This window comes from Nostoc sp. UHCC 0870 (genome assembly GCF_022063185.1).
Lineage (GTDB): Bacteria > Cyanobacteriota > Cyanobacteriia > Cyanobacteriales > Nostocaceae > Trichormus.
Genome location: NZ_CP091913.1, coordinates 2,445,904 through 2,470,622, shown reverse-complemented (window position 1 = coordinate 2,470,622; position 24,719 = coordinate 2,445,904). Strand labels below are relative to the sequence as shown.

The 24,719-nt window shown below is 42.5% G+C and carries 25 protein-coding genes and 1 pseudogene; 13 read left to right on the top strand and 13 right to left on the bottom strand.

Annotated features, from left to right (window positions below; all coding sequences use genetic code 11):
• Window positions 1–128 precede the first annotated feature (128 nt).
• Window positions 129–587, top strand: a complete 459-nt coding sequence (locus tag L6494_RS10735; protein ID WP_237994631.1) for a YbhB/YbcL family Raf kinase inhibitor-like protein — start codon at window positions 129–131, stop codon at window positions 585–587.
• Between the two features lie 133 nt (window positions 588–720).
• On the opposite strand, the gene L6494_RS10730 is transcribed toward L6494_RS10735, so the two are convergent.
• The 3 genes from L6494_RS10730 to L6494_RS10720 all read right to left on the bottom strand — a co-directional run bounded on the left by L6494_RS10730 (window position 721) and on the right by L6494_RS10720 (window position 2,563).
• Complete coding sequence (locus tag L6494_RS10730; protein WP_237994630.1) at window positions 721–1,164, bottom strand: DUF2267 domain-containing protein; 444 nt, start codon at window positions 1,162–1,164, stop codon at window positions 721–723.
• A gap of 168 nt (window positions 1,165–1,332) precedes the next feature.
• Window positions 1,333–1,491 carry a hypothetical protein gene (locus tag L6494_RS10725; RefSeq protein ID WP_237994628.1) on the bottom strand — a complete coding sequence of 53 codons (159 nt, stop codon included), beginning with the start codon at window positions 1,489–1,491 and terminating at the stop codon, window positions 1,333–1,335.
• 118 nt (window positions 1,492–1,609) lie between these two features.
• The gene (locus tag L6494_RS10720; RefSeq protein WP_237994626.1) at window positions 1,610–2,563 is read right to left on the bottom strand and encodes an RsmB/NOP family class I SAM-dependent RNA methyltransferase; all 954 of its coding nucleotides are present in this window, start codon (window positions 2,561–2,563) and stop codon (window positions 1,610–1,612) included.
• Window positions 2,564–2,882: 319 nt separating this feature from the next.
• Here L6494_RS10720 and L6494_RS10715 point away from each other — a divergent pair, with 319 nt between their 5' ends.
• A complete protein-coding gene (locus L6494_RS10715) occupies window positions 2,883–4,325 on the top strand; it encodes a DUF2157 domain-containing protein (RefSeq protein WP_237994625.1) in 1,443 nt (480 codons plus the stop codon).
• 212 nt (window positions 4,326–4,537) lie between these two features.
• The gene (locus L6494_RS10710; protein ID WP_237994622.1) at window positions 4,538–5,257 is read left to right on the top strand and encodes a GDYXXLXY domain-containing protein; all 720 of its coding nucleotides are present in this window, start codon (window positions 4,538–4,540) and stop codon (window positions 5,255–5,257) included.
• Here the strand turns inward: L6494_RS10710 and L6494_RS10705 are convergent.
• On the bottom strand, window positions 5,254–5,493 hold the full coding sequence (locus L6494_RS10705; RefSeq protein WP_237994620.1) for a hypothetical protein: 240 nt from the start codon (window positions 5,491–5,493) through the stop codon (window positions 5,254–5,256). The two genes, L6494_RS10710 and L6494_RS10705, sit on opposite strands and share 4 nt — an antisense overlap.
• Window positions 5,494–5,800: 307 nt before the next feature.
• On the opposite strand from L6494_RS10705, the gene L6494_RS10700 reads away from it, so the two are divergent.
• Together L6494_RS10700 and L6494_RS10695 are read left to right on the top strand one after the other, a co-directional pair.
• A complete protein-coding gene (locus tag L6494_RS10700; protein ID WP_237994618.1) occupies window positions 5,801–6,046 on the top strand; it encodes a hypothetical protein in 246 nt (81 codons plus the stop codon).
• Window positions 6,046–6,306, top strand: a complete 261-nt coding sequence (locus L6494_RS10695) for a type II toxin-antitoxin system RelE family toxin (RefSeq protein ID WP_237994616.1) — start codon at window positions 6,046–6,048, stop codon at window positions 6,304–6,306. The genes L6494_RS10700 and L6494_RS10695 overlap by 1 nt, the downstream gene beginning before the upstream one ends.
• Window positions 6,307–6,384: 78 nt before the next feature.
• Here the strand turns inward: L6494_RS10695 and L6494_RS10690 are convergent, their stop codons facing one another.
• On the bottom strand, window positions 6,385–6,540 hold the full coding sequence (locus L6494_RS10690) for a hypothetical protein (protein WP_237989624.1): 156 nt from the start codon (window positions 6,538–6,540) through the stop codon (window positions 6,385–6,387).
• A 71-nt stretch (window positions 6,541–6,611) separates the two neighbouring features.
• Between L6494_RS10690 and L6494_RS10685 the strand changes: the two genes are divergently transcribed.
• Entirely contained in the window at window positions 6,612–7,835 is a 1,224-nt protein-coding gene (locus tag L6494_RS10685; protein ID WP_237994614.1) for an RNA-guided endonuclease InsQ/TnpB family protein, read from the top strand.
• Between the two features lie 124 nt (window positions 7,836–7,959).
• Here L6494_RS10685 and L6494_RS10680 read toward each other — a convergent pair whose 3' ends face one another.
• Entirely contained in the window at window positions 7,960–8,658 is a 699-nt protein-coding gene (locus L6494_RS10680; RefSeq protein ID WP_237994612.1) for a hypothetical protein, read from the bottom strand.
• Window positions 8,659–8,789: 131 nt separating this feature from the next.
• Window positions 8,790–10,871: an S-layer homology domain-containing protein gene (locus L6494_RS10675; RefSeq protein ID WP_237994610.1), complete on the bottom strand. Its 2,082-nt coding sequence runs from the start codon at window positions 10,869–10,871 to the stop codon at window positions 8,790–8,792.
• A gap of 387 nt (window positions 10,872–11,258) precedes the next feature.
• Between L6494_RS10675 and L6494_RS10670 the strand changes: the two genes are divergently transcribed.
• On the top strand, window positions 11,259–12,146 hold the full coding sequence (locus tag L6494_RS10670) for a PEP-CTERM sorting domain-containing protein (RefSeq protein WP_237994607.1): 888 nt from the start codon (window positions 11,259–11,261) through the stop codon (window positions 12,144–12,146).
• A gap of 447 nt (window positions 12,147–12,593) precedes the next feature.
• On the opposite strand, the gene L6494_RS10665 is transcribed toward L6494_RS10670, so the two are convergent.
• Window positions 12,594–12,791 (bottom strand): hypothetical protein, encoded by a 198-nt coding sequence (locus L6494_RS10665; RefSeq protein WP_237994605.1) that lies wholly within the window; start codon window positions 12,789–12,791, stop codon window positions 12,594–12,596.
• A 295-nt stretch (window positions 12,792–13,086) separates the two neighbouring features.
• Between L6494_RS10665 and L6494_RS10660 the strand changes: the two genes are divergently transcribed.
• A complete protein-coding gene (locus L6494_RS10660) occupies window positions 13,087–13,305 on the top strand; it encodes a hypothetical protein (RefSeq protein ID WP_237994603.1) in 219 nt (72 codons plus the stop codon).
• 66 nt (window positions 13,306–13,371) lie between these two features.
• Here L6494_RS10660 and ribD read toward each other — a convergent pair whose 3' ends face one another.
• The 4 genes from ribD to L6494_RS10640 form a co-directional block, all read right to left on the bottom strand.
• Entirely contained in the window at window positions 13,372–14,577 is a 1,206-nt protein-coding gene (gene ribD, locus L6494_RS10655) for a bifunctional diaminohydroxyphosphoribosylaminopyrimidine deaminase/5-amino-6-(5-phosphoribosylamino)uracil reductase RibD (protein ID WP_237994601.1), read from the bottom strand.
• A 153-nt stretch (window positions 14,578–14,730) separates the two neighbouring features.
• On the bottom strand, window positions 14,731–15,339 hold the full coding sequence (gene mreD / locus L6494_RS10650; RefSeq protein ID WP_237995946.1) for a rod shape-determining protein MreD: 609 nt from the start codon (window positions 15,337–15,339) through the stop codon (window positions 14,731–14,733).
• Window positions 15,340–15,357: 18 nt separating this feature from the next.
• The gene (gene mreC / locus L6494_RS10645) at window positions 15,358–16,179 is read right to left on the bottom strand and encodes a rod shape-determining protein MreC (protein WP_237994599.1); all 822 of its coding nucleotides are present in this window, start codon (window positions 16,177–16,179) and stop codon (window positions 15,358–15,360) included.
• Window positions 16,180–16,275: 96 nt separating this feature from the next.
• Window positions 16,276–17,283, bottom strand: a complete 1,008-nt coding sequence (locus tag L6494_RS10640) for a rod shape-determining protein (protein ID WP_237994596.1) — start codon at window positions 17,281–17,283, stop codon at window positions 16,276–16,278.
• A 368-nt stretch (window positions 17,284–17,651) separates the two neighbouring features.
• Between L6494_RS10640 and L6494_RS10635 the strand changes: the two genes are divergently transcribed.
• Complete coding sequence (locus L6494_RS10635; protein ID WP_237994594.1) at window positions 17,652–18,011, top strand: single-stranded DNA-binding protein; 360 nt, start codon at window positions 17,652–17,654, stop codon at window positions 18,009–18,011.
• 55 nt (window positions 18,012–18,066) lie between these two features.
• On the opposite strand, the gene L6494_RS10630 is transcribed toward L6494_RS10635, so the two are convergent.
• Window positions 18,067–18,813: an SIMPL domain-containing protein gene (locus tag L6494_RS10630; RefSeq protein ID WP_237994592.1), complete on the bottom strand. Its 747-nt coding sequence runs from the start codon at window positions 18,811–18,813 to the stop codon at window positions 18,067–18,069.
• 249 nt (window positions 18,814–19,062) lie between these two features.
• On the opposite strand from L6494_RS10630, the gene L6494_RS10625 reads away from it, so the two are divergent.
• The 4 genes and pseudogenes from L6494_RS10625 (at window position 19,063) to L6494_RS10610 (ending at window position 24,600) form a co-directional block, all read left to right on the top strand.
• A complete protein-coding gene (locus L6494_RS10625; protein WP_237994590.1) occupies window positions 19,063–19,482 on the top strand; it encodes an EVE domain-containing protein in 420 nt (139 codons plus the stop codon).
• 82 nt (window positions 19,483–19,564) lie between these two features.
• Window positions 19,565–19,948, top strand: a pseudogene (locus L6494_RS10620) (cation:proton antiporter); the annotation flags it as partial.
• A gap of 603 nt (window positions 19,949–20,551) precedes the next feature.
• Window positions 20,552–22,387 (top strand): N-acetylmuramoyl-L-alanine amidase, encoded by a 1,836-nt coding sequence (locus tag L6494_RS10615; RefSeq protein WP_237994588.1) that lies wholly within the window; start codon window positions 20,552–20,554, stop codon window positions 22,385–22,387.
• 362 nt (window positions 22,388–22,749) lie between these two features.
• Window positions 22,750–24,600, top strand: coding sequence for an N-acetylmuramoyl-L-alanine amidase (locus L6494_RS10610; protein WP_237994586.1), 1,851 nt, complete (start codon window positions 22,750–22,752; stop codon window positions 24,598–24,600).
• Window positions 24,601–24,719 lie beyond the last annotated feature (119 nt).

Genomic DNA, 24,719 nt, shown 5'->3' with positions numbered 1-24,719 from the left:
TACTACCGCTTCAGTATTATTACTACGATGTGGAATTGCCACTTGAGAAAGAGGATAAATAAATTTTGAAGTATTAGGATGATTGCAGACAATGATCATTTTTTAATATCACTGATTACAAATACACTATGAAACTGCTAAGTGATAGTTTTTCTGCAAATGGCATGATTCCACTCAAATTTTCTTGCGAAGGTGAAGGAATTTCTCCTGCATTAAAGTGGGAAGATGCACCGATAGAAACGCAAAGTTTTGCCCTGATTGTCGATGACCCAGATGCACCAAATAGAACCTTTGTTCACTGGGTTATCTATGATTTACCTTCCCATACTAACCACTTACCAGATGCAATTCCTACTACACCTATACTAGATGGTAGGGGAATTCAGGGTAAAAATGATGCTGACAAATTCGGTTATTTTCCACCCTGTCCGCCAAAAGGAATCCATCGTTATTTTTTCAAACTTTATGCTCTTGATGGGTCTTTAGGACTAGATTTTGGTGCTACTAAAGACCAAGTAGAAGCGGCTATGTCAGGTCATGTTTTAGCAACAGCAGAATTAATTGGACGGTATCAAAAACATCGTTAAATCCAGGAAACTCTGGATTCTTCCCTTCGGTCAGAATGACAAAATTATACCCTTTCGGCTTTTCCAACAAGAACCCCACCCCCAACCCTCCCCGCCAGCGAGGAGGGGGCTATCACATAGGTCATATGATATCTTAAGCACGAATTTCTTCTGGCCAAAGTTCTCGCAACTGAGATGGCATCATATTAATGACATCTGCAATTTCACCTCTAGTCACCCTCTCAGCCAGGAGTTTGAATACAGCACGCACCACCATCTCCGCATCAATATCGGGGTCAGAGGTGCGGAAGTAATCACGGATATGTTGTAGAAACGCTTCCTTGGTTCTATCTTTAATGGGAGTTGCCCCAGGTCGCCAGTTTTCGTAGTAAAATCCCCCTAGTAAGATGGGCAATTGTGCGCCTAAATGAGCAGCTTCTTCTATTGTCAGGCGATCGCGCAAAGCGTGCAAGGTCGCCCGCAATCCCTGGAATACTTTGTGTTTGTTGTCCCATCCCAGCTTATTACATAATTCATTCACCCAAGGGATAGTATTCTGCAAGGTGGTATCAAAAATATCTAATCCTGTCATTGTCATACTTTTAGCCCCTATGTTTTACTATTTGTACTAACAGCAATAGTGAAAATAAAGCTCAATATCACAAAGCTTTTAAATTCCTACAGCCATCCTAAGAAAGTAATAAGTTAACTCTCCTCCGACTAATGACGTGTGATGCTTTATTTACTTGTCTGTCTCAGGGATGATTCATTTTTTAATTCGTAATTCGTAATTCGTAATTCGTAATTCGTAATTAAAAGTCTGTTTCTTTGTCATGTTGTAGCTTGCTTCTCCGCAGGAGTATGCAGCGTAGCGGAATGTTCGCTGAAAGCGTTCCCGCAGGGTAACATCTGGTGTATGTGCCACAAAGCCTAGATTCTTCCTTACGCTCCGCTCAAGTCAGAATGACATTTTGATACCCCTTCCGACTTTTCAAACAACCTCTAAGATAAATCGCGTCTCTACGAGAGGGGAGCGAGGTTTTTCAAAGCTTTTGGATAATACCTAAATCATTTAGAACTTCCATATCTAACTCTTGTCGTTCTCCTACATCAGTGTTTTGAAACAGCACGGTAAAAGCACCAGCACCTAATCTATCTTCAGGAAATAGACGATAACAGGGAATGCTTGTGAGATGTGATTGATAATTTTCTAAGTGGGTAACTTTTACTGGTTGAAACTGCGGAAAACGTGATAAAAACCACTCACAAACCTGCTCATTCTCTTCTGGGGAATAGGTGCAAGTCATATAAGCTAAATAACCTTGTGGTGCAACTAGTTGCGCGGAGTTAGCAATGATTCTTTTTTGACGATTGGCACTTTTATTAATAGCTGTTGGGTGAAAACATCCTGGGGCTTTTTCGCCTTTGGCTAATAGAGATTGTCCAGTACAAGGGGCATCAACTAATACTAAATCACAGGTCAGGGGGATACTTTCTGCAAAGATACTAGAATCTCTATTGACTATAATACTAGGGCTAATATGGCAACGCTTTAAATTAGATATCAGCATTCCTAGACGTTTGCCAATTACTTCATTACAAATAATTAAATTTGGTTGCAAAGCTTGCGAAGCAAATATGCTTTTACCTCCTGGTGCAGCACACATATCAAAAATTAACTGCACTGATTGAGGAATTGCTAATAAAATAGAAGCTGCAAATACAGAAGAAAAATCTAAACAATAAAAATATCCTTGATGATGTAAGGGGTGTTTACCTGGTTTTTGTCCTAACTCTAAACGATCTATAAACTGTGGTTGCCAATTCAATGGAGATTCTACTGAAAAAGGTAAGCTATCTGGCTTATTTTGACACCAAAGGATACAGGGATGAAAGGACTGAGGAGAAATTAATGATTCAATAAATTTCTCTTGATTATCAAGGTTTTCAGACAAACGCCGCGCAAGTTTCAGCAATAAATTTGATGGTTTTTCCATTAGTAAAACTGTTACAGAAGAACAATGCTTATCAGTGGTTTAGCCTCATACTTTAGAATATAATGACCACCATTTATTAAATGAGGGACTGGGGACTGGGTAAGAAGCAGGGGAGTAGGGGAAAAACTTTTGACTTTTTTCTGCCCCATGCCCCATTTAATACCAATTCTCCAAAATTAAGCAACAGATGCAAAGCTTGAAATCCAGATGGTATCTGACTTTCTTAATTGCGAATTGCGAATTGGTATAAGACTATCTCTTTGCGTAAATCCTGGACGAATGATTGCCAAGCTGCCCAAACGCACTAGAGAGGGTCACGATGTTTGATAATTTTCAGAAGAGATTGCGGCGGGAAGCACAAATATGGCGTGATGAAGGAATCATTAGTGCTTCCCAATATCAACAAATTGCCGATCGCCATCAATTTAAGAATTTAGAAGCAGCTGCGCGCGATCGCTTTATGATGATTGCGATCGCTGTCGGTGGTATCCTGTTAATCTTGGGTGTAACCACCTTCGTAGCTGCTAACTGGTTTTCCTGGGCGAGAGATGTCAAATTTATCATGATGATGAGTTTGTTTATCTCCGTTAGCATCGTAGGTTTTTACACCTGGCAAGAACCGAAATCAGGTAAAAGTGAAGGGAAAAAGAAACAACGCAGCAACCGCATTTTAGGAGAAGCACTCTTAATCTTAGCGGCTTTGATCCTCGGCGTGAATATCATGCTGATGGCGCAGATTTTTAATATCAGTGGTTCGACTACACAACTATTTCTCGCCTGGGGATTTGGTGTGTCGTTCATGGCCTATAGTCTCTCCCTCAATTCTCTAGGGATTCTGGCTATTATCCTCGTGCAGATTGGTTATTGGTTTGGATTAGGCGATTTATGGAATTCTTCAGGGTCGGCTGACTGGAATTGGGCTAGGCTAGCAGTCCGACATATGCCTTTAATCTCATGGCTATTGTTTGTACCCTTAGCCTACTCCTGTCGTTCCCGGTGGATTTTCTTCTTCGCCGCCTTCTTTTTTGCCAGTTCTCTACAATTTAACCTCAACCCCCTACCATTACAGAACTTCTCTAATATGGCCCCTTGGGTGGCATCCTTTGCCTTAGCACTGCCACCGGCATTATTCTGGAGTTATGACGACCTACTGTTTCCCTCCATCAATTACAGGTTATTTCAACCCCTAGCGCGCAATTTATCTTTAATTGCTTTTGGTTTAGTCTTTTATGCTCTTTCTTTTCGATGGCCATGGCAAGGACTTGCTTTTAATTCTTTTACATCAAGAAACAACGGTTTAATGTCTCTCCCAATCATCGATTTGGGGATTCTCAGTGGTCTAGCCGTATTGCAATGGCTGTTTCTCTTACGTCAAACAAATAACCCATCCCGGCGGGAAGTGGTATTTAAGACTGGTCTGATTGCTACTTTTCTAGGTTTTATAGTAGTAGTACCTTTTTGGCATCAAGCTGTTAATCGCATTGGCGACCTAGGTAGTTTCATTTTCAGTGTGCTGTTGGTGGTACTTTCTTGGGGATTCATTCAAGAAGGGTTAAAACTCAACAATAGACGCTCATTTTGGGGCGGGATGCTATTGTTAACCCTATTAGTTATTAGTCGAATGCTAGAGTACGACACCGATTTACTGTTTAAATCGATGGTTTTCGTAATGTGCGGTTCGACATTAATTAGCGCGGGATTGTGGTTTGAACGTCGTGTCACTGGTGGTTCTAGTTCATCAGGGAGTAAGAGTAAAGATTAGTGCTGAGTTAGGAGTGCTGAGTGCTGAGTGGATAATTTATCTAATCCCCAGTCCCCAGCGATGCACTGAGCAGTTCGACAGGCTCACTGTATCACTTGTCGTTCGCGGAGCGTCTCGCAGAGAAGTGTCCCCAGTCCCCAATCCCCAGTCCCCAATCTGCGTAAGTCCTGATTTAATTTCCCCAACAACCCATTACTTTTAGGACTACAACCATGTCAGATAAATCCTCTGAATCTAGCAAAAGTAAAACTTTGTCTCCCGAAGCGGAGTTCTCAAAAAAGCTGACTTTTAAAGATTACCTGACTGCGACGGAACAAAAGTCTAATCAGCCTTTACCTTTTTGGCGGTTATTAGTTCCCTTAATGCTGCAAACAGGGATAATTTTGGCAGTCCCTACCCAAGCTGCATATACTAACCTCACAGGTAAAGAGGTGATTTTGCAAACTGTGGCTTCATCTCTCGAAAATGTATTGCAAGGAAATACTCTCAATCTTGATTACAACATAGCGCGGATCTCTAATTTGAGAAGATTACCTGGCTGGAATAATGTTGTCAGGAGTAATGGGGGGAGGAACGGACGGTTACTTTCAGGTACTAATTTATATGTGATTTTGCGCGAACAACAATCCTTTAGTCGTGGTGTACCTAGGTCTTGGCGACCTGTGCGTGTAACTAGTACCTTACCCAATTCTCTCCCCAACAATCAAGTAGCCCTCAGAGGTGTGTATGAGAATGGTTTTGTTAACTACGGTGTAGAAACATTCAATATCGCTGATGAACAACGCCAGTTAATCAATGAAGATATCCGCCGTTCTGCTAGTCAAAATAGAACTAGACGGCTACGACCAATCACTGTCAAAGTTAAAGTAGACCCCCAAGGTAATGCTGTACCGGTTAGTCTCTGGGTGCGCGATCGCAATTACACTTTTTAATCTTCATGGCGCACATTCCAGGCTACACCAAAAGCTGCTCCTGCTCCCGCTAACAATCCTGTACTCATGCCTGCTATAGTTTTTTGCATGGGGTTTTGAGTTAAGCAATCGCTTGTAACCTCTTCGGCTTGCAAGCACATATTGCTTTCCGCCCAACTAGCAGTCCCCCCTAAAATTACACCAGCTACACTACAAGAAGCCACAAGCAACAACAGGCGTTTAGTTTTTCTATCCATAGATGGATGCGTCAAATTTGAGAGATGGTAAACATTCCTCAACTACTCTACACATCTATGCTAATTCTGTCAGCTGATTCTAGTTCTCAAATTTCCTTGAGGTGACTTCATTTGAAAAGGTAAAACAGTCATTGCCTAGCTTATCATAAAGAAAATTAGCTGCGATCGCTCCAGTTATTTCCCAAGGGTATGTTAGGCGATCGCATTAAAACTTGAGTTATGATAATGGTTGGGTTATGCCCAAAGCAACCTACAAGAACTACAATAACTTGTCAAAGGGCGAAAAAATACACCTAAGAGGAGAAAAATGCCAGCCATTGTTAAAGTACAACTCTCCTTAGAAGCTTTAGCAGCAGCAATATCTTCTCTGGATTTAAAAGAAAAACTCCAATTGCAAGAGCTAATTGAGCAACAAATTTTTGCAGACGAAGAAGCATTGTATGAAGATGATGCAGAAACACAGGCAGAAATTCAAGCAGTTCGCGCTGAGTATAGAAATGGTGAGTCAATAACTATAGATGAATATCTTGCTCACCGCTCAGATCACAGATAATGAGTTATACGGTTGTTATTTCAAAGTCGGTACAAAAGCAGATTGACAACTTACCAAATGATGCGATGGCGCGTGTGATTGAGAAAATCCAAAATCTTACTTCAGAACCGCGTCCCGATGGAATTGTCAAGTTAAAAGGTTTTGATAACGAGTATCGTATCAGGGTGGGTGATTATAGAGTTCGTTATGAGATTGATGATGAAAGTCAACTTGTACAAATTTTACAGTGCAAACACCGAAAAGATGTTTATAAGGGGTAGGTTGAAAACCCCTGAGAAACAGCAACGCAGTTGCGTATTTCGTGCTTTAGACAGGGGATGAAAACCACGAGTAAGGCTTTAGCCTTCAGCGAGATTTAGTTTTTTAGGCTCTGGTAAAGAATCAATCCAATCATCAACAAGACTACTGATAGTCTTGTCTGACTGAGCAGCTAATAGAGTCAACTTGTGATACCTGCGGTCAGTTAGTCTTACATTTAATCTTTTTGTTTTCATTTGTCTCCCATTGGCTACCTATTCATGGTATCATCTTTAAAAATAAAGCAACGTAAGGAGGTGATTAATTAGTGCTGGTATTAGAGTATAAAATCAAGGGTACAAAATTACAGTATCAAGCAATAAATGAAGCTATTAGAACTACACAGTTCATTAGAAATAAAGCCATTAAATACTGGATGGATGCGCCAAGAGAAGACAATATTAATAAGGTTGCTCTCAATAATTACTCAACAGCACTACGGAAGGAATTTAAGTTTGTAGAAGAACTAAATTCAATGGCTTGCCAATCTGCAACAGAGAGAGCATGGTCATCTATTGATAGGTTCTACAGTAATTGCAAATCAAAGACCCCAGGCAAAAAAGGATATCCACGTTTTCAGAAAGACAATCGTTCCGTTGAATATAAGACTTCTGGATGGTCACTACATCCCACTAAACGACGTATTACTTTTACCGATAAAAAAGGTATTGGTGAAGTAAAGTTACTTGGTAAATGGGATATTCACACTTACCCAGTCAAGTTAATTAAACGGGTAAGGTTAGTCAAAAAAGCTGATGGGTACTATTGCCAATTTTCAATTAAAACCGAACCATTAAGTGAGTCAAGAATTGCTAATGGTGAAGTGGGTTTAGATGTTGGTTTAGAATTTTTCTACTCTGATTCCAATGGACATCATGAACCTAATCCCAGGTTCTTGAGAAAAGCAGAAAAATCAATTAAACACGCCGGGCGTCAGATTTACAAAAAAGAAAAAGGTAAAACCGAACGACGGAAAGCTAGACAAAGATATGCTCGAAAACACTTAAAAGTAAGTAGACAACGGAGTGAACACGCTAAGAGAATAGCGCGTAACGTATGCAAGGCTAACGCCTTAGTAGTCTACGAAGATTTAAGGGTTAAGAACATGGTGAAAAATCATTGTCTTGCTAAATCAATTAATGATGTTAGCTGGGGATTGTTTCGTCATTGGTTAGAATATTTTTCGGCTAAATTCAACACAAAAACTATTGCTGTCAACCCAAAAATGACATCACAAAAATGTAGTGATTGTGGCGCAATTGTTAAAAAATCTCTTTCAACTCGTACTCATAAATGTAATTGTGGATGTGAGCTACAAAGAGATGTCAACGCTGCAAAAAATATTCTGAATCTTGCCTACGGCACGCTACGCGATGCAAAAGCTAGGGATGGGCAATCCCAAAGTAACGCTACTGGACTAGCAACCTCTACTCTACTTGGGGAAACCCTGGTTGAGCAAGTGGCTAGGGTGAAAGTAGAATCCCCTCTCTAGCGAGACGCTTGCGCGAACGGCTTTAGCCAGGGGAGTGTCAAAAAAAAAGTTAGTTTATAAGTGCGATCGCTCCAGTTATTTCTCAAGGTTTTATTCAGGCAGCTTACCGCAGGTATCACCCACTCTACATACTATATATTTGATCCTCGGACATCGCTTTGAGTTTAGAGGTGAATGATTCCGAGCGATCGCTCTTGGCTGGGGTAAACTGCCCAATAGGTGGATGATTCAGCGTTATGGGTGGATCATTTATCTCTTGACTGGGGATTTCTGCTGGCTTTAACCTTGGTTGAACAGCAGCTGTCATCACACCCACCCTCGACGCGGCTAAAACTTTTGGTGTTGGTTGAGTTGCTTCTTGACTAACAGTTTCTAGCTGTTTGACATTCATCAACTGAATGGACGATGTTTGCTGACTACCATGACCATTTTCTACTGGCGGGGATGCAACTAACACTGGATCAGGATCATGGGTGACTCTCTCAGACACCGTTGGTTGTTGGTGAAAATTTAACGCTGTGGTGGTAGTAGCCGTTAAACTCGCGGGAAATTGACTACAAATCAGGCGTTCAAATTCCATATTGAAATGATAGATCACCTGCCCCCGGCGCAGCCAAAATGCCAATATTTGCTGCACGGAAATTCCTTTGTAGCGACCTTGATATAAGGCTTCAATGACTGCCAAATGCAACCAATCTGGTGGGTATTGTTTCCGCCAACGATGAATTAACTCACTAGCACTGTAACCACTGAGGTCAAAACTATAGTGAATTAAGAGGGCGATCGCCAAGTTGGCACAAGTGATTGGTACTGATTGTGACATGGGACTTTTGGCCGCTGGCAAGAGGTGTAGATTATCTACCCGGTATATTTGGGAAGCTAATCTGTAGGGAACTGTAGGATTTGTTACCAAGAGTTTCCAAGCTGATAAGCAGTGTTTCTCATTCTACTTGGTCAATTGTCAACTGTCGAAATTATATAGGCTGAATTAATACTTGGCGCACGTTGAATTGCAACTAAGGCTTGATAGACCATTGCGGCGACTTCTGCCCTGGTTGCTTCCTTCGTGGGTGCTAGTAGTTTAGGGTCGGGGTGGTTAACAATGATTCTTTCTTGGGTGGCAGTAATTACAGCTTTACGGGCATATTCAGGAATTGTATTACTGTCAGTATAAGTGAAACTATTATTATTGGTTGTTGATAGGGCAAGTCCGTTAACTAAGGAGACAATTACCTGTAGCCTTTGTACATTTTGGTGGGGGCGGAAAGTGCGATCGCTAAAACCACTGACAAAACCACCACTAGCGGCGATTTGTAAAGCCTGATAAGCCCAAAAATCTTTGGGTACATCAATAAAGTCTGTGGCTGGTCTGCGGGGTGTAGGGTTGAACGCACCCGCTACTAAAGCCGCATATTGGGCGCGGGTCATAGGTTTATTGGGCTGGTAGCTACCATCAGCAAAACCATGAGTGATCCCCATATCTGCCAAGCCGCGAATAAATGCTTCCGCCCAGTGTCCGCCGAGGTCGGTGAAGGTGGGAAGGGCAATATCGACCCTGACAATATAAGGTGAAGCGATCGCCTGTTCTTGTCCATTTGTCACTAAAGCTTGATAAATTAAAGTGGCAACTTCGGCGCGGGTGATATCTCGCAGTGGGTTGAGTTGGTCAGTTTGGGGATAATTCACCACTAATTGTTTTTCGGTGGCGGTAGCAATGGGATTGGTGGCATAACTGGGAATTTGGGCGCGATCGCCATATACACTTAACACATTGGGACTACCACCACTCAGCTTTAAGCCATTAACGACGGAAACTATCGCCTGCACCTTAGTTAAATTCTGCCCTGGTCGAAATGTACCATCAGGGAAGCCACTAATAAAACCCATTTGGGCTGCTTTGGTAATTGCTGATGCTGCCCAAAAGTCAGATTTGACATCTTTAAATTGACTTTGGGGATTGTTAGTAGGCAAATTAAAGGTTTTGGCAATCACCGCCGCATACTGGGCGCGGGTAATGGGCGCATCGGGGGCAAAAGTGCCATCAGGAAAGCCACTAATAAAGCCCTTACCTACCAAAGCTTCCACAAAAGGAGTAGCCCAATGTCCGGCTAGGTCAATTAAACTGGTGTTAGCCGACTGCATGGGATTATCTATGGTAGCGGCGAGAAAATTCACCTGACCCTTCACTTGGGTAGGATTTAACTTGTTACCCACAGAAATCAATGGCTGGACTGAGGAATTTTGAATATCAAATCCACCATTGTCACTAAAAATATTCCCGGCTATATCTTGAGTGTTGCCCAAATCCGGGACGGCGTTTTCGTTGACGAGTAGCCCACCTTGGGTATTTTTAATAATCAGGTTGTCACGCAGTACAGGCCTAGCATTGCGAGAAAGTGCGATCGCAGTCCGATTATCAGATAATTTATTATTGGCAATTAAAGGTGCAGCAAAGTCACTAATAACAATACCCAAGGGATTCTTTTGTAAGACATTCCGCAAGACTTCGCCTTTACTATTACGTGCCATAAACACACCACTGGCGGCATTCTGCACAAACACATTATCGAGAATATATGGTTTAGCCGTACCGCTAGTAAATACACCCTCTCGACCGCAGTTAGTAAAAGTATTGTTCACTATATAAGGTGCTGTTGATTCCAGCCAAACCCCAGTTCCTTTAGCGGCGGGATTAGTCACAGTCACACCCCTGAGAGTAGTTTTATTCAATAAAACTAAGGTGACATTCTGCACCCCAAAGCTAGGGCTTTGATATTCTCCACTCCCAGAAATTAAAATCCCCGCACCTTTGTTAGCTTCATTACCAAGCACCGTCAACCTTTCCGGGATGACTAGGGGAAACACTTCCTTATTCACAGTGTTATAAGTCCCCGCCGCCAACTGAATAATCGCCGGGGAAGTCACTTTTAAAGCACGAGTCAGGGTTTTAAACGGGCTTGTCCGTGAACCAGAGTTAGCATCGTTCCCCGTGACAGGGTTGACATAGAGTGTGGCAATGGGGTTAGTGTTCGCCATTGATAATTAAGCAACTATTGTTTAAATGACACCATGATAAAACAACAGTAACGGGAAATTGGGAATAGGGACAGGGGATAGGGAACAGGTGACAGGTGACAGGTGACAGGTGACAGGAAGGACTTTTAATTCACCAGTCTTCATTTCTGAATGTGGCTAAAAGGATGTTTGAAAATTCCCCTTATATGTCATGCTGAGGAACGTAGGCAAAGCCTTCCCGTAGGGTAGCATCTCAGTATATGGCTAAAACTTTTCAAACATACTCTCAGCCACTGAAATAATTTTGTGACTTTAAGATTGCATATTTTCCTCATTATCCTCAGATAAATCTAAAAGCCGGATTTTGAATTCTTCCCAAATAATCACTCACAGCTAGGAACACAGACTATGTTTAAACATGGAGTTTTAGCTTCAGTTGCAGGCGGCATAATATTAAGCCTTCTAACGACTGCTGCCGAATCAGCACAGGCATCTACTCTTGTCTTTAGTGGATCAGGAGCTACAACAAATACTGCCTTCAATGATTTTCGCACAGCGATCGGCGGTGGCAGTCGCATTAATTGGGATGGTGTCCGTCTTGATGGAACTGATGTTAACCCTAACACTCAAATAATTGATTTGGGAAAAACAGTTGCAATTCCGGTTGATCGCTTCCAAGGGGCGGGTGCGCTGTTTTCAGAGCCTTATGCAGTAAGTGGCGATGGATTTGCTAGTGTCAATCCAGATACAGCCGGGCAGTTTCCCGCCTTCAGTCCGAACAATACCTTTGTGATGTTCGATTTCAACTCCGGCGAGTTCGATGATCGTTCCATTGACCAAACCTTCGTATTGCCTGGCACAAATATTGCGGCTGGGACACGAGGTTTTGGTGCGATCTTCGTTGATGTAGAAGATCCCAGAAGCAGCAGTATCGAATACTTCGGCACTACGCGCAGTGGCAAGAAGGTCAGTCTTGGTAAGTTTTTCGTCCCCGTTGGGGCATCAGGAGAGACTCAGTTTTTGGGAGTTCTCTTCGACAACCCTGTTGTGACCGAAGTAGAATTAACTGTTGGGAGTAAAGCACTATTTAGCTTTGATGGCACGACTATCCAATCATTTGGTAGTGAAGATTTAGCAAATGGTATCGATCTAGTTGCCACCGATGATTTCGTTTTTGCTGTACCAACTTTAGCAACCTTGACTCAAGTTCCAGAGCCAACACCACTCTCTGGTTTTGGAGTTGCCGCATTTGGAGTCATTGGTTTTCTAACAAGAAAGCGTCTCAGAAGGATTTAATACCAATTTTTGTAGTATGGGCATTGCGTGAGATTTGCTCAAACCCTTAGCTCAACTTTATCCATTTTTTCGCACCGTGAATGCGATCGCTAAACCCGGATTTCTCACCAATTATTGCAACCTCAGTCCAGAGTCTGTAGGGGCTCTTTGAGCGAAATATTCGTGAATGATTCGAGCATATCTATGAACCAGCCCCTACTATTTGTGAGAAATGCGGGTAAAACCTTTGTGCAACAGTAGGGTTATTTTTTTAACTTTATCGATACTCTGTGATCTGGAAAAAGTATTTGCCAAACAGTCAGGGTTTTTGCCGGATAAAAAAAACCGAGTTATTAATTTTGGCTAAAGTCGAGCTAAGATATAGCGTTTCCTAATCACATGAGGTACATCATAACCCCCTCCTTGCGTGCGGGGTGGGGTTCTTGTACCTCACTAAAGCGAGAACCGCTATAAAAGTGCTTGACTACAAACAATCATCGGAATTGGCTGAGATAATACTGGCAGATTATTATTATTCCATTCCTGCATATTATGTTGTCGGTAAATCTGCACTAGTTGATTAAATAAATTCTGCCCTGTTAAACCATTACGGCGCAAAATGTTTAGCTCTCGATGAATAGCTTGAGTTAGGGGGTGGCGAAACACACTTTCTAAAATATTGACTTGAGATTTTAAATCTTCATCTCTAAGGGATTTAAAAAATTTTATCTACTCATAAATAAGCACTTTAGAATCCAATTCTCAGCCTCAGAAATTGACTGAATTTTAACTTTTGTTAATTATTTAATGTAGTGGTTACATTATTAAACTTAATCAAGTTTTAAAACCCTATATTAAGTTTTTAATAATACTTGTCTCAGCTTGTAGGGTAACGTCGTGATCTGCTGCTGTAATTGTGTAATGTGAAAACAACTAAGCTAAATGATTAAATTGAGGTCTGATGACTCCTAAAATTCTGCGTCAACTCTGGGCTGTGGTGGAAAACTCCCAAACTAAAACCCTCTTGCAGATGGATGATGCTAGCTTGGTGCAATGGTTAGCACACCAAACAACAACGCAAGCATTTTTAGAGCCAAATGAAACTGACTTCCTGACTGACTATATCCAATCTCGGCTATCTTTAATACGTGATATTGCTTATGATAGACAGTGTTCATAGTAACCTATCTACAACTTACTAGCCCATAGCCAATAGTTACTGCTATTGACTATGAACTACTGGCTATTAATTCTTTTGTGGCAAATAACCTTCTAGCAAACAATCGCCACCAACAACACGCCAACGAACGCGTTCTAAAATCAAGGCCTCTGTCATAGTATTTAAACCTAAATCACCTACAGGTGTCGGTGCATGATTACCACCGATGATTTTGGGGGCGATAAAGGCTAAGATTTTCTGCACTGCACCTTCAGATATTGCTTTGGCTGCTAAAGTTCCGCCACATTCCCACAACACACTACAAAAACCCCGCGTATATAAATGATCTATTGCTGCTTGTGGTGTGAGAGATGGTAACTCTAATACCTCCACTCCTTGTTCCAGTAAAAATTTTTGGAAATCTGGGTTAGCACCAACTTCTGTCAATACCAAAGTTGGTGCTTCTGCTGTTTGCCACAGATGGGCATCTGTAGGTAAATTGAGAGAGCGACTCATCACTACCCGTAGGGGATTGTGTGCCTCTAATTGATGGCTAGTCAGATAAGGATTATCTTGACGAACAGTATTACCACCAACAATCACCGCATCGCACCCAGCCCGTAATTGATGAACTTCGCTACGCGCTGCTTGGTTTGTTACCCAAGCACTATGACCGGAATTAGTGGCGATTTTACCATCTAAGGTCATAGCATATTTCAAAATACCTAAAGGTCGTTTGTGAAGAATGCGATAAACAAAAGCTTCATTGAGTTGCTGACAAGCTTCTGTTTCTACACCCACTAATACCTCAATTCCCGCCGCACGTAAGGTATTAATCCCACCACCTGCTACCAAGGGGTTTGGATCAACCATCCCCACCACTACCCTAGCCACACCAGCCGCCACTAAAGCTTCTGAACAGGGTGGAGTACGTCCGTAGTGATTACAAGGTTCAAGACTCACATAGGCTGTAGCACCACGCGCTAGTTCTCCGGCGGCTCTCAGGGCAAAAACTTCTGCATGAGGTTCACCAGCACGAGGATGAAACCCTTCCCCGACAATCTGCCCATTTTTAACAATTACTGCCCCCACTAACGGATTAGGTGAAGTGCGTCCCAAAGCACGGCGGGCAAGTTCCAAACAGCGTTGCATCATCGCCCGATCAAACTCACTACCTACAGGTTGTGGCATTTGAGAATGAGAATCAACTGGCGATCGCACTAAAAATTCCTTATCCTGATTGTTATTTGGTTGGGATGCACCCGCTTGAGCAACCACTGGCAAGTTATCCATAATCTTGGGCAATACTGTAAATATTCTGCACGCTAACGGCTTTAATAGCGATACTTACACAGTAATATCCAATTCAAAATTCAAAATTCAAAATTAAATAAATTCTGGGGGATGAGGACAAAAGAGACAAGGTAGATTTTTCTGACCCAATGACTAATGACTATTGACTAATTTCATCTTCTCCCACCAAACATTGAGGGGATAATAGAGAACTGGGGCCCAGAGACTGCTGAGAATGGCAGAAGCGAGGGTGACGCGCTGATAGTATGCCCAGATGAAATCTGTGGAGCGATCGCCTGATAATTTTAATAACAACCCAAATCCAGTCTCTGCCACAATTGCCATCACAAAGACAATTAAGGCAATGGAAATAAAATCTTCCTGGATAAAACGCGGCTTCTGAATTAGTGCAGTCAAAAATCCCACAAAACCCAAAGTGATGGCATGAGATGGTTCAGGGGAAGTCATAGCATCCTGAAGTAGACCTAAAATAATGCCGGCTAATGTTCCCGACCATACAGACCGCTTCACACTCCAAGCAACCACCCAAATTAATAACCAATTTGGCCCAATTCGCAATAATTCCGTGCCGGGAAAGCGTGTTGGTAATAATAGCAAACATAAGAACACAGACCCAACTATGATGCTCCAATCTGCTACACGTAACCAACCTGGATGCCAATCTGCCAAAGATTTTTGTCTGGTTCGGAATTTTTTTCGCTCTGGCGGTTTTGACTTGCCACTAAATGAAGGTATCTTCACCATTTTGAGAGACTTACTTTAATTAGATTTTTCTGTTTTTGGGGTTACTGATTGCTGATTTTCCAACTCTGGGTTTTTGGGTTTGGGATAAACAGCGACCCAATCTAGGGTACTAATAGGGGGAAAAAGTTCAACTTTAGCGATGGAAGCCGGGAGTTTTTTCAAATCAAGCGACTTGATCTTTCCCACCGCCAAACCAGTGGGGAATCTTTGACTGTACATAGATGTAGAAACGAAGTCTCCCACCTTCACATTTGGGACTTTTTCATAAAACTCTAATACAGCTTCCGCAGAAGAATCTCCCCGCAATACACCTTTGGCGGAAGTGCGGCTAATGGTGACACCAACTTGACTTTTGAGATCACTGATTAACAATATACGGCTGGTGTTGGGTGTGACACTTTCTACTAGACCAACTAATCCACCTTCAGCCTTGACAACATAACCTTCCTGAATACCTACATTTGAGCCACGGTTGATGGTCACTTGTTGCCACCAATGATCAGCACTGCGTCCTATCACTCTAGCGGGAATTGGTCGGGATGCAAGTGGCTCTTTTTCAGCGTAGCCTAGTAAATTTTGGAGTTTTTGATTCTGGCTTTCCAATTCAGTAATTCGTGTTTGTAACTCCAAAAACTGAGCATTCTTGAGCAGTTCTTCTTGACGTTCTTCTGGAGTTGTCCCCGTTTGCAACATTTGCATAGGACGGGTGATTAGCTCGTATACTTCCAATAAAAATTCCCCTTGGGTCTGGCGTAATACCCAAGCACCACCCAAAGCTAAAGCAACTAAACCCACTTGTAAGGCTTTGCGATCCCACCAACGACGTAGACTAACCATCGATAACCTATTTCTATAAATTCAAAAAATACTGGATTCTATTTATATAAAACCCAAATTACAACCAAATAGAACCCAATATCTAAAAATTTTTGATTACATATTTCGAGAACGCCCGCTAAACACCCGTTCTAGCTGTTTAAAGTTTTCTAGCACCCGCCCTGTTCCTAACACAACACAGCTGAGAGGATCAGCCGCAATATGGGTAACAATACCTGTTTCATGGCTAATTAGGGTATCTATCCCCTTGAGCAAAGCACCTCCACCAGCCAACATAATGCCTCTGTCAATAATGTCTGAGGCTAGTTCTGGGGGTGTACGTTCCAAGGTGCGCTTCACCGCTTCGATGATCACAGATAGCGGTTCTATCATACTTTCACGAATTTCTGGGCTTTTAATAGTCACAGTTCTGGGTAGACCAGAAAGCAGGTGTAAACCCCGCACTTCCATCATTGCCTCATTATCATCATGGGTAGGATAGGCAGAACCAATCCGAATTTTGATATCTTCCGCAGTCCGTTCCCCAATCACCAAGTTATGCACTTTTTTCAAGTACATGATGATGGCTTCCGTTAATTCATCACCAGCAATGCGTACTGATTCGCTAATCACAGTACCTTGGAGACTCAGCACAGCAACTTCTGTTGTACCGCCACCAATATCAATAATCATATTACCAGTTGGTTCAGCTACTGGGAGTCCTGCACCAATGGCGGCTGCTATTGGTTCATCAATTAAATAAACTTCTCTTGCTCCTGCTTGAGCTGCTGCATCCATGACAGCTCTTCTTTCTACGCCAGTGACACCACTTGGTATACCAATAACAATCCGAGGTAATATCAAAGACCTACCTTCATTAACGCGCTGAATAAAGCTTTTCAGCATCAACTCTGCCGTGTCAAAGTCAGCAATGACACCATCGCGCAAAGGTCGCAAGGCGATGACATTTCCCGGTGTGCGGCCGAGCATTCTTTTAGCTTCTTCCCCTACTGCTAGAGCTACTTTTTCGTTTTGATCGATAGCAACTACAGAAGGTTCTTGGAGTACAATACCTTTACCAGACACATAAACGAGGGTATTGGCAGTACCGAGGTCGATACCCATATCCCACGATGTGCGAAAGTTCCTGAACAGACCCACTCGTCTCACGCCCCCTACTTTGCGATAATTCTAGACTACAACTGTTAAAGAGAATCGTGCTGGATTCTATTATTTTTTTGCTCTAGAGTCTAGCCCAATAAATTATTTTGTGGTAAATGACGGTAATTCTTACCTAGTTTTTCACCTCTAACTATCTGATATTCTTGGACTAGTTCACTATATCCGTATATTTTTTCAGATTCTTCAGGTAATTCTGCTCATTTTTATACTGAACCCTATAGTGAAGTTGTTCAGAGATTTTCAATAGGTTCACAATTGGCTATTATAGGAGTCAAAATATATAAGTACTTCTGTACTAAAAGGTGAAGCAAATGAGTATCAATATTGTCACTTTAGTTGGTCGGGTAGGTGGTGATCCAGATATTAAATATTTCGAGTCTGGTAGCGTTAAGTGTAGATTAACACTAGCTGTTGACCGTAGATCACGTAACAGTGATGAACCTGACTGGTTTAATTTAGAACTATGGGGGAAAACAGCAGAGATAGCAGGTAATTATGTCAAAAAAGGTAAGCAAATTGCTGTCAAAGGTACTTTAAAATTTAATACTTGGAATGATGCTCAAACAGGGATGCTAAGGTCTACGCCAGTTATACAAGTAGACCAACTAGAACTACTAGGTTCTAAGCAAGATAGAGATGGAGGCGGAGACTTCCCCTCAGAACATTTTTAACTGGAATTTAAGAGTCAATAGTCATTACTGTAGACTATTGACTCTTAACTCTTGACTAATAACTAATTTGCAACGTCACAGAGGCTTCAACTTGTTGTTCGCCACCAATTACAGGGGTGGAAGCGTCGGCACTAGCTAACTTAGCAGCCTCAGCACGATATAACATGGGTGGTGGAGGTGCGCTTGCACCATTAATTTGAATACTTACTACCTCTTTCGACTGGAAGCCGAGAGCGTTAAACACAGCTTCAGCTTGTTTTTGAGCTTCTTGGGTAGCTTCCTTTAAAGCTTGTTGTCTAGCAACTGCGATCGCTTCATCAGTAGCCACAAACCTAATGCTATTAATTTGGGTCGCCCCAGCTTTTACAGCTTCATCTAACAATGTTCCAGCTTTTTCCGTAGAAATACGAAAGCTGACGGTGTTATTAGCAGCATATCCAGTAATTCGCTGCACATTATTCGTGTAACTATAAACTGGATTTAGACGAATCCCCGTAGTCTGTAATTTATCCACATTGCGACTTTTGAGGAAAGCCACTACCGCCGATGACCTCCGCGCCGCTTCTTGTTGTACCTCTTGAGCAGTTTTTCCCTGAATCTCTACCCCCAAGCTCACTTCGGAAATAGTTGTGGGGATTGATTCTTCGCCTCTACCTGTGACAGTCAGCGTCCGCAATAATTTTTCTTTTTCTTGCGCCATTCCAGGTTGTCCAAAAGTCACAAATACCAGCAAAACTAACGGTAGAGGTTGCCAAAATTTTCCAGCACGCCACTGAGAAGAAAATAAAGCAGCTCTAGACATAAGATTTACACTCCTCTAAAAATTTGTACAGATGTTTCTACTTTGACAGTTTTATTGTCAAACTCTAGAACGGTTACATTTTCGGAAACTAAAAATTACACCAAAAATTTTTATAACGGGTACTGAAGTAATGTAGGGTAGGCAAAGCCTACGTGTATTTCTATAGCACAGGGCAGGATCAAAATTCGTTATCTCCTGCTTCAAACCAATTTCTGAGAGGGAGATATAAAGTTTACAGGCATATTTTATATGGCATATTGGCTGCTTAAAACTGAACCAGACAATTACTCATACTTTGATTTAGAACGAGATGGCAGTACAGTTTGGGATGGTGTTAACAATGCCCTAGCACTCAAACATCTACGAACAATGCAGCTTAGGGATTTGGCATTAATTTATCACACTGGTAAAGAACGGCAAATTATGGGTGTAGCTGAGATAACTAGTCAACCTTATCCAGACCCAACGTTAGATGATCTCAAGCGGGTAGTTGTGGATGTGCGACCATTGCAAAGAGTTAGTCAGCCTGTAACTCTATCCCAGATTAAGCAAATCGGGAAGTTTGCAGAGTTTGATTTATTGAGACTTCCCAGATTATCTGTAGTACCAGTACCTGATATTTATTGGCAATACCTGATGGAATTAACAAGCAGTAGCACATCGATATAAAGCTCTTTTGACATACTCACCGGGCTGAAGCATCCGTGATTCTTGACGCTTCACTGACTGATGCTACCAAGGGCAAGTCTCTCCTATCTTCTTCGTCACTGTAGGCGCAAAAACGGACTTAGGAGTATTAAATCCAGCCATTCCCAGCAACAGGGAAGGTCTAATTATGGCAATTTTCCTGATTGTCGTAGCAATTGTCGGTAAAGTGATCACAGGCTTTAGCATCTTTGGTCAATCCCAACTTAACCGCCTAGCTATTGGTGTGGGTATGATTCCTAGAGGTGAAGTCGGATTGGTTTTTGCTGGTGTCGGTGCTGCTAGTGGCGTTCTCTCTGCATCATTGGGGGCAGCAATTATCATGATGGTTATCCTCACAACCTTTTTAGCTCCTCCCTTGTTACGGTTTGTTTTTCCTGAATCAGATAAAGTAGCACAAAATTCAGAGAAATTGATTTTAGAGGAATAAGGACTGGGGACTGGTGACTGGAAAGAATTTTTTTGCATCCCAATCAATGCCTAATGTCGAATTTGTGGGAAACTTCTGTCTGAGATTATCCGTCCCCTGACATTGTGAATTCTATTTTTCGGTTTATTAGGACTAACATTTGGAATGTTATTTGTTGTCAGTTTTATAGTCTTTTCAGTCTTAATCTATGATGATTGTTCAGTAATTAAAAAGTAGCGACTAGAAATTTTGCCCCATCATTTAACATTAGTTGGAGTTTTTACCTAAAAATTCGATACCAGCAATCAAAAAACTCAATCATAAATATCTAGTCAACTCATTGTTGCATCTGATGCTTTATGAGGATAAATTGTATGTCCTGATAGTTAGGTAAAAATTGAGGGCATACTGAAATTCTAACCCATTCATTTCTATTTTTATACCAATTTTCAAATCCAATAAAGGTACTATAACTAAAGGTTTAGGTGGTGAAGGTGTGACGACTGGCCAATATGTTGAGATAGTGAATCAGTGAACATTTATCAAGGTTGCTTTCCTCGGACTGATAACTGATAACCGATAACTGTCGAAAGCTCTCATGAATGCGAATCAGGAGAAAGGATTGTGAAACTAGACTGGCTACTAACTGGAACTGTGGGAACGGTGTTGTTACTTTCATCGCCAACTTGGGCAACGAGTTTGAGTTCTTGGCGATTTGATGCTAATCAAAACCGTTTGGAGATTAATACCACAGGAGCGGTACAACCAAAAGCACAACTGATTTTTAGCCCCACACGCGTGGTTATTGACTTACCCGGTATAACATTTGGCAAACCCCAGTCCACGCAACAGGTAGGGGGTAAGATTCGGTCTGTGCGTGTGGGGCAGTTTGACCCCCAAACCACCCGGATAGTAGTAGAACTAGCCCCTGGTTATACCCTCGACCCCCAACAAATCAAATTTGTCGGGATTACTAGTAGTCGTTGGACTGTTCAATTACCCACCCCAACGGCGGAAAGGGCAGAGTCTAACCCAGATAGTGTTTACAACGTAGTCACACTGGAGTCTGACGCTAAACCCGAATTTTCTAATAATGTGGTTACTGCCGCAGCCGGAACAACTCAAGTTGAAAATTTACAAGTGACTGGGGATGGTCTGTTTGTCCGCACCAGTGGCGGTAATCCTCAAATTAAGGTCAATCGCAGCCGCGATCGCACTACTATCTTTATGGATATCGCTGGTGCAACTCTATCACCACGCCTCACCCAGCGAAATATTCCTGTAAACAAACATGGTGTGAGCCGCGTAGAACTCAACCAACTGCAAACCCCCACACCGTCTGTCCGCATGACTTTACGGGTAGACAAAAATAGCCCTGACTGGCGGGTCACTTCAAGTAGTGCAGGTGGTTTGGTAGTTCTCCCCAGTCGGGTTGTCAGACTACCAGGAAATGATAATTCTGATAACTCAGCAAATAATGTCACCGTACCTAGCAGAGTACCTGCAAGCAACGCCGTAGCCACTATTCAATCTATTGATTTAGCCGATAACCAATTAGTCATTCGCGCCGATCAAAATATATCTGCTACCAGTGGTTGGGATAGAAATACTGGTCTGTTCCGCATTGCTATTACTAACGCTAAGTTAGCCCCTAACGTTAAAGGGCCAACTTTTAATGCCAATAGTCCCATCCTACGAGTCCGGTTACAAACCCAAAACCCCAATACTGTAGTTGTCTTAGTCCAACCAGCAGCCGGAGTGCAAGTTGGGTCACTCAACCAAGTCGGTAGTCAGCTTTTGGCTTTGCAATTACAAGGTTCGCGTCGGAACATCACCACACCACCTTTACCCCCCATTCAAGGACAACTACCAGATCCTCGAAATCCTCAACCCGTAACCCCACCAACCCGTCCCGCTCCTAGAGGTAGGGTTATAGTGATGATTGACCCTGGACATGGTGGTAAAGACCCAGGGGCAATTGGCATTGGTGGATTACGTGAAAAAGATGTCATCTTACCCATCAGCCAGCGCGTTGCTCAAGTTTTGCAACAAAACGGTGTGCAAGTAGTGATGACACGTAACTCTGACTACTTTGTGAGTTTACCCGGAAGAGTACAGATGGCAGAAAGAGCTAAGGCTGATGTGTTTGTTAGTATCCACGCTAACGCCATCGGTGGGGGACGCACAAATGTCAATGGTTTGGAAACCTATTATTACGACAGTGGTTTGGGTTTAGCACGCGCAGTTCATAATAACATTCGCCAAAGTGTGAATATTAGAGATCGGGGAGTACGGCGAGCCAGATTTTTTGTCCTCAGAAAAAGTTCTATGCCCTCTATTCTAGTGGAAACAGGATTTTTAACCGGTGGGGAGGACTCGGCTAAATTGAGAAGTCCGGCTTTCCAAAACCAAATGGGAGATGCGATCGCTCGCGGGATTCTCCAATATCTCAAACGCTAAATAGTCATTCTCCTGACAGCCACTCACCCAAACAACACACGCATAACAATCTCTCTTCCCCTATACCCCTATACCCCTATACCCCTATACCCTTGTTAAAAATAGAGCGCATGGCAAAATCAAAACTGCGTGCTAAGATACTACGCCATTAGCTTTATTTTTATACCGATACAAAATTTGATTGCCCCAAAGCCAAAGTTGGGACGGTGACGGTGTGAGGATTTGCCAATATGTTGAGATTGCATCAGTGAACAGTGAACAGTAAACAGTTATCAAGCTTGCTTTCCTGGCACTGATAACTGATAACTGAATAACTAATAACTGTCGAAAGCTCTCACGAATGCGAATCAGGAGAAAAGATTGTGAAACTAGACTGGTTAATAACCGGGACTATAGGGACGGTGTTGTTACTGTCATCACCAGCTTGGGCAACTCGGTTGGATTCTTGGCGATTTGATGCCAATCAAAACCGTTTGGAGATTAATACCACAGGAGCAGTACAACCGCAAGCACAACTAATTTTTGAACCCACACGCTTAGTTATTGACTTACCAGGAATAACCTTTGGTAAACCCCAGTCCACCCAACAGGTAGGGGGTGCGATTCGATCAGTGCGTGTGGGGCAGTTTGACCCCCAAACCACCCGGATAGTAGTAGAACTAGCCCCTGGTTATACCCTCGACCCCCAACAAATCAAATTTGTGGGGATTAGTGCCAATCGTTGGACTGTCCAATTACCCACACCAGTCTCTGAAAGTAGAATAGATAACCCAGAAATTGCCCAGCAACCACCATCTAACCCATCTTCCAGAAATATTTACACGGTCACGCCCACTAATCCCGAACCAGAAGTTAATACTGTTGCATCTGTAACTCAAATCGAAAATCTCCAAGTCACAGGCGATGGCTTTTTTGTCCGCACCCGTGGTGGTAATCCTAAAATTCAACTTAATCGCGCAGAAAACCAACAGGTACTCAATATCGATATTGCTGGCGCATCTTTATCACCAAATCTCAAACAGCAGGATTTTGCTGTCAATCGTTATGGTGTCAGCCGCATTCAATTTAGCCAATTACAAAACCGACCCCAAACTGTACGCATGACAATGCTGCTGGATAAAAATAGCCCTGACTGGCGAGTCAGTACCAGCAGCGTCGGTGGCTTTGTAGTTTTACCTAGCAAAAATGTGGTTAGGTCGCCCAGAGAAAATAACTCAGAACCCATTTCTGCTAATAATTTACCAGCTACCATCCAAGCCATAGAACTAGACGAAAATGGCAAACAACTGTTGATTCGTGCTGACCAATTGGTATCGGCTCAAGGTGGTTGGGATAGATCCACTGGATTATTCCGTATCACAATTAATAATGCCAAATTAGCTGCCAACGTCAAAGGCCCCGCTTTTACTGCCAATAGTCCAATTCTCAGGGTACGATTGCAACCCCAAGCACCCAATACAGTAGTTGTTTTGGTACAACCAGCAGCAGGAGTCCAAATAGGGGAACTCAATCAAGTCAGCAACCAGCTTTTGGCATTAGATTTACAACCCTCGCGGCGATTTATACCCCCAGTTGCTTTACCATTACCATCAGCTAACCAAGCGCAATCACCAGAAACAAATACCGATAATCCCAGAACTACATCCCAGCCCATACCAAACTCTTCAGTTCCCAGGGGTAAAGTTTTGGTAGTCATTGACCCCGGACATGGAGGGAAAGATCCAGGCGCGCCTGGTTTGGGTGGACTTTTAGAAAAAGATGTAGTGTTACCCATCGGTCGCAGGATAGCCGCTATTTTAGAACAGAACGGTGTGCAAGCAGTATTAACGCGAGATGCTGATTTCTTTGTAGAGCTTCAAGGTAGAGTAGATATTGCCGAGCGAGTTAATGCCACAGTGTTTGTCAGTGTTCATGCAAACTCTGTGGAGAATCGCCCCGAAGTGAATGGCTTAGAAGTCTATTATTACGATAGTGGCTACGGCCTAGCGGAAGCTGTCCGCAAGAATATTTTGCAAAGTATTGGTACTATCAAAGATAGAGGCACACGCAAAGCCAGATTCTACGTCCTCAGAAAGAGTTCTATGCCTTCTATTTTAGTAGAAGTAGGTTATATGAGTGGTCGGGAAGATAATCCTCGATTGGGTTCAGCAGAATATCAAAACCGGATGGCAGAGGCGATCGCTCGCGGTATCCTACAATATTTAAAAAGATGAGCAAATTAAAAATATAGTAAAAATGATTAATTGGTATACCTACAGAATTTAATGGTCAATTAGGCAATTGTCTGCTAAATTCTGTATTTTAAATCCCCAAATTTTAATCAGTATCTGCC

What these genes read in the sequence shown, in the direction of transcription:
- L6494_RS10735 (WP_237994631.1), top strand. Translation starts at nt 129, where the DNA reads ATGAAACTGCTAAGTGATAGTTTTTCTGCAAATGGCATGATTCCACTC.
- L6494_RS10730 (WP_237994630.1), bottom strand. Translation starts at nt 1,164, where the DNA reads ATGACAATGACAGGATTAGATATTTTTGATACCACCTTGCAGAATACT.
- L6494_RS10720 (WP_237994626.1), bottom strand. Translation starts at nt 2,563, where the DNA reads ATGGAAAAACCATCAAATTTATTGCTGAAACTTGCGCGGCGTTTGTCT.
- L6494_RS10715 (WP_237994625.1), top strand. Translation starts at nt 2,883, where the DNA reads ATGTTTGATAATTTTCAGAAGAGATTGCGGCGGGAAGCACAAATATGG.
- L6494_RS10710 (WP_237994622.1), top strand. Translation starts at nt 4,538, where the DNA reads ATGTCAGATAAATCCTCTGAATCTAGCAAAAGTAAAACTTTGTCTCCC.
- L6494_RS10705 (WP_237994620.1), bottom strand. Translation starts at nt 5,493, where the DNA reads ATGGATAGAAAAACTAAACGCCTGTTGTTGCTTGTGGCTTCTTGTAGT.
- L6494_RS10700 (WP_237994618.1), top strand. Translation starts at nt 5,801, where the DNA reads ATGCCAGCCATTGTTAAAGTACAACTCTCCTTAGAAGCTTTAGCAGCA.
- L6494_RS10695 (WP_237994616.1), top strand. Translation starts at nt 6,046, where the DNA reads ATGAGTTATACGGTTGTTATTTCAAAGTCGGTACAAAAGCAGATTGAC.
- L6494_RS10690 (WP_237989624.1), bottom strand. Translation starts at nt 6,540, where the DNA reads ATGAAAACAAAAAGATTAAATGTAAGACTAACTGACCGCAGGTATCAC.
- L6494_RS10680 (WP_237994612.1), bottom strand. Translation starts at nt 8,658, where the DNA reads ATGTCACAATCAGTACCAATCACTTGTGCCAACTTGGCGATCGCCCTC.
- L6494_RS10675 (WP_237994610.1), bottom strand. Translation starts at nt 10,871, where the DNA reads ATGGCGAACACTAACCCCATTGCCACACTCTATGTCAACCCTGTCACG.
- L6494_RS10670 (WP_237994607.1), top strand. Translation starts at nt 11,259, where the DNA reads ATGTTTAAACATGGAGTTTTAGCTTCAGTTGCAGGCGGCATAATATTA.
- L6494_RS10660 (WP_237994603.1), top strand. Translation starts at nt 13,087, where the DNA reads ATGACTCCTAAAATTCTGCGTCAACTCTGGGCTGTGGTGGAAAACTCC.
- ribD (WP_237994601.1), bottom strand. Translation starts at nt 14,577, where the DNA reads ATGGATAACTTGCCAGTGGTTGCTCAAGCGGGTGCATCCCAACCAAAT.
- mreC (WP_237994599.1), bottom strand. Translation starts at nt 16,179, where the DNA reads ATGGTTAGTCTACGTCGTTGGTGGGATCGCAAAGCCTTACAAGTGGGT.
- L6494_RS10640 (WP_237994596.1), bottom strand. Translation starts at nt 17,283, where the DNA reads ATGGGTATCGACCTCGGTACTGCCAATACCCTCGTTTATGTGTCTGGT.
- L6494_RS10635 (WP_237994594.1), top strand. Translation starts at nt 17,652, where the DNA reads ATGAGTATCAATATTGTCACTTTAGTTGGTCGGGTAGGTGGTGATCCA.
- L6494_RS10630 (WP_237994592.1), bottom strand. Translation starts at nt 18,813, where the DNA reads ATGTCTAGAGCTGCTTTATTTTCTTCTCAGTGGCGTGCTGGAAAATTT.
- L6494_RS10625 (WP_237994590.1), top strand. Translation starts at nt 19,063, where the DNA reads ATGGCATATTGGCTGCTTAAAACTGAACCAGACAATTACTCATACTTT.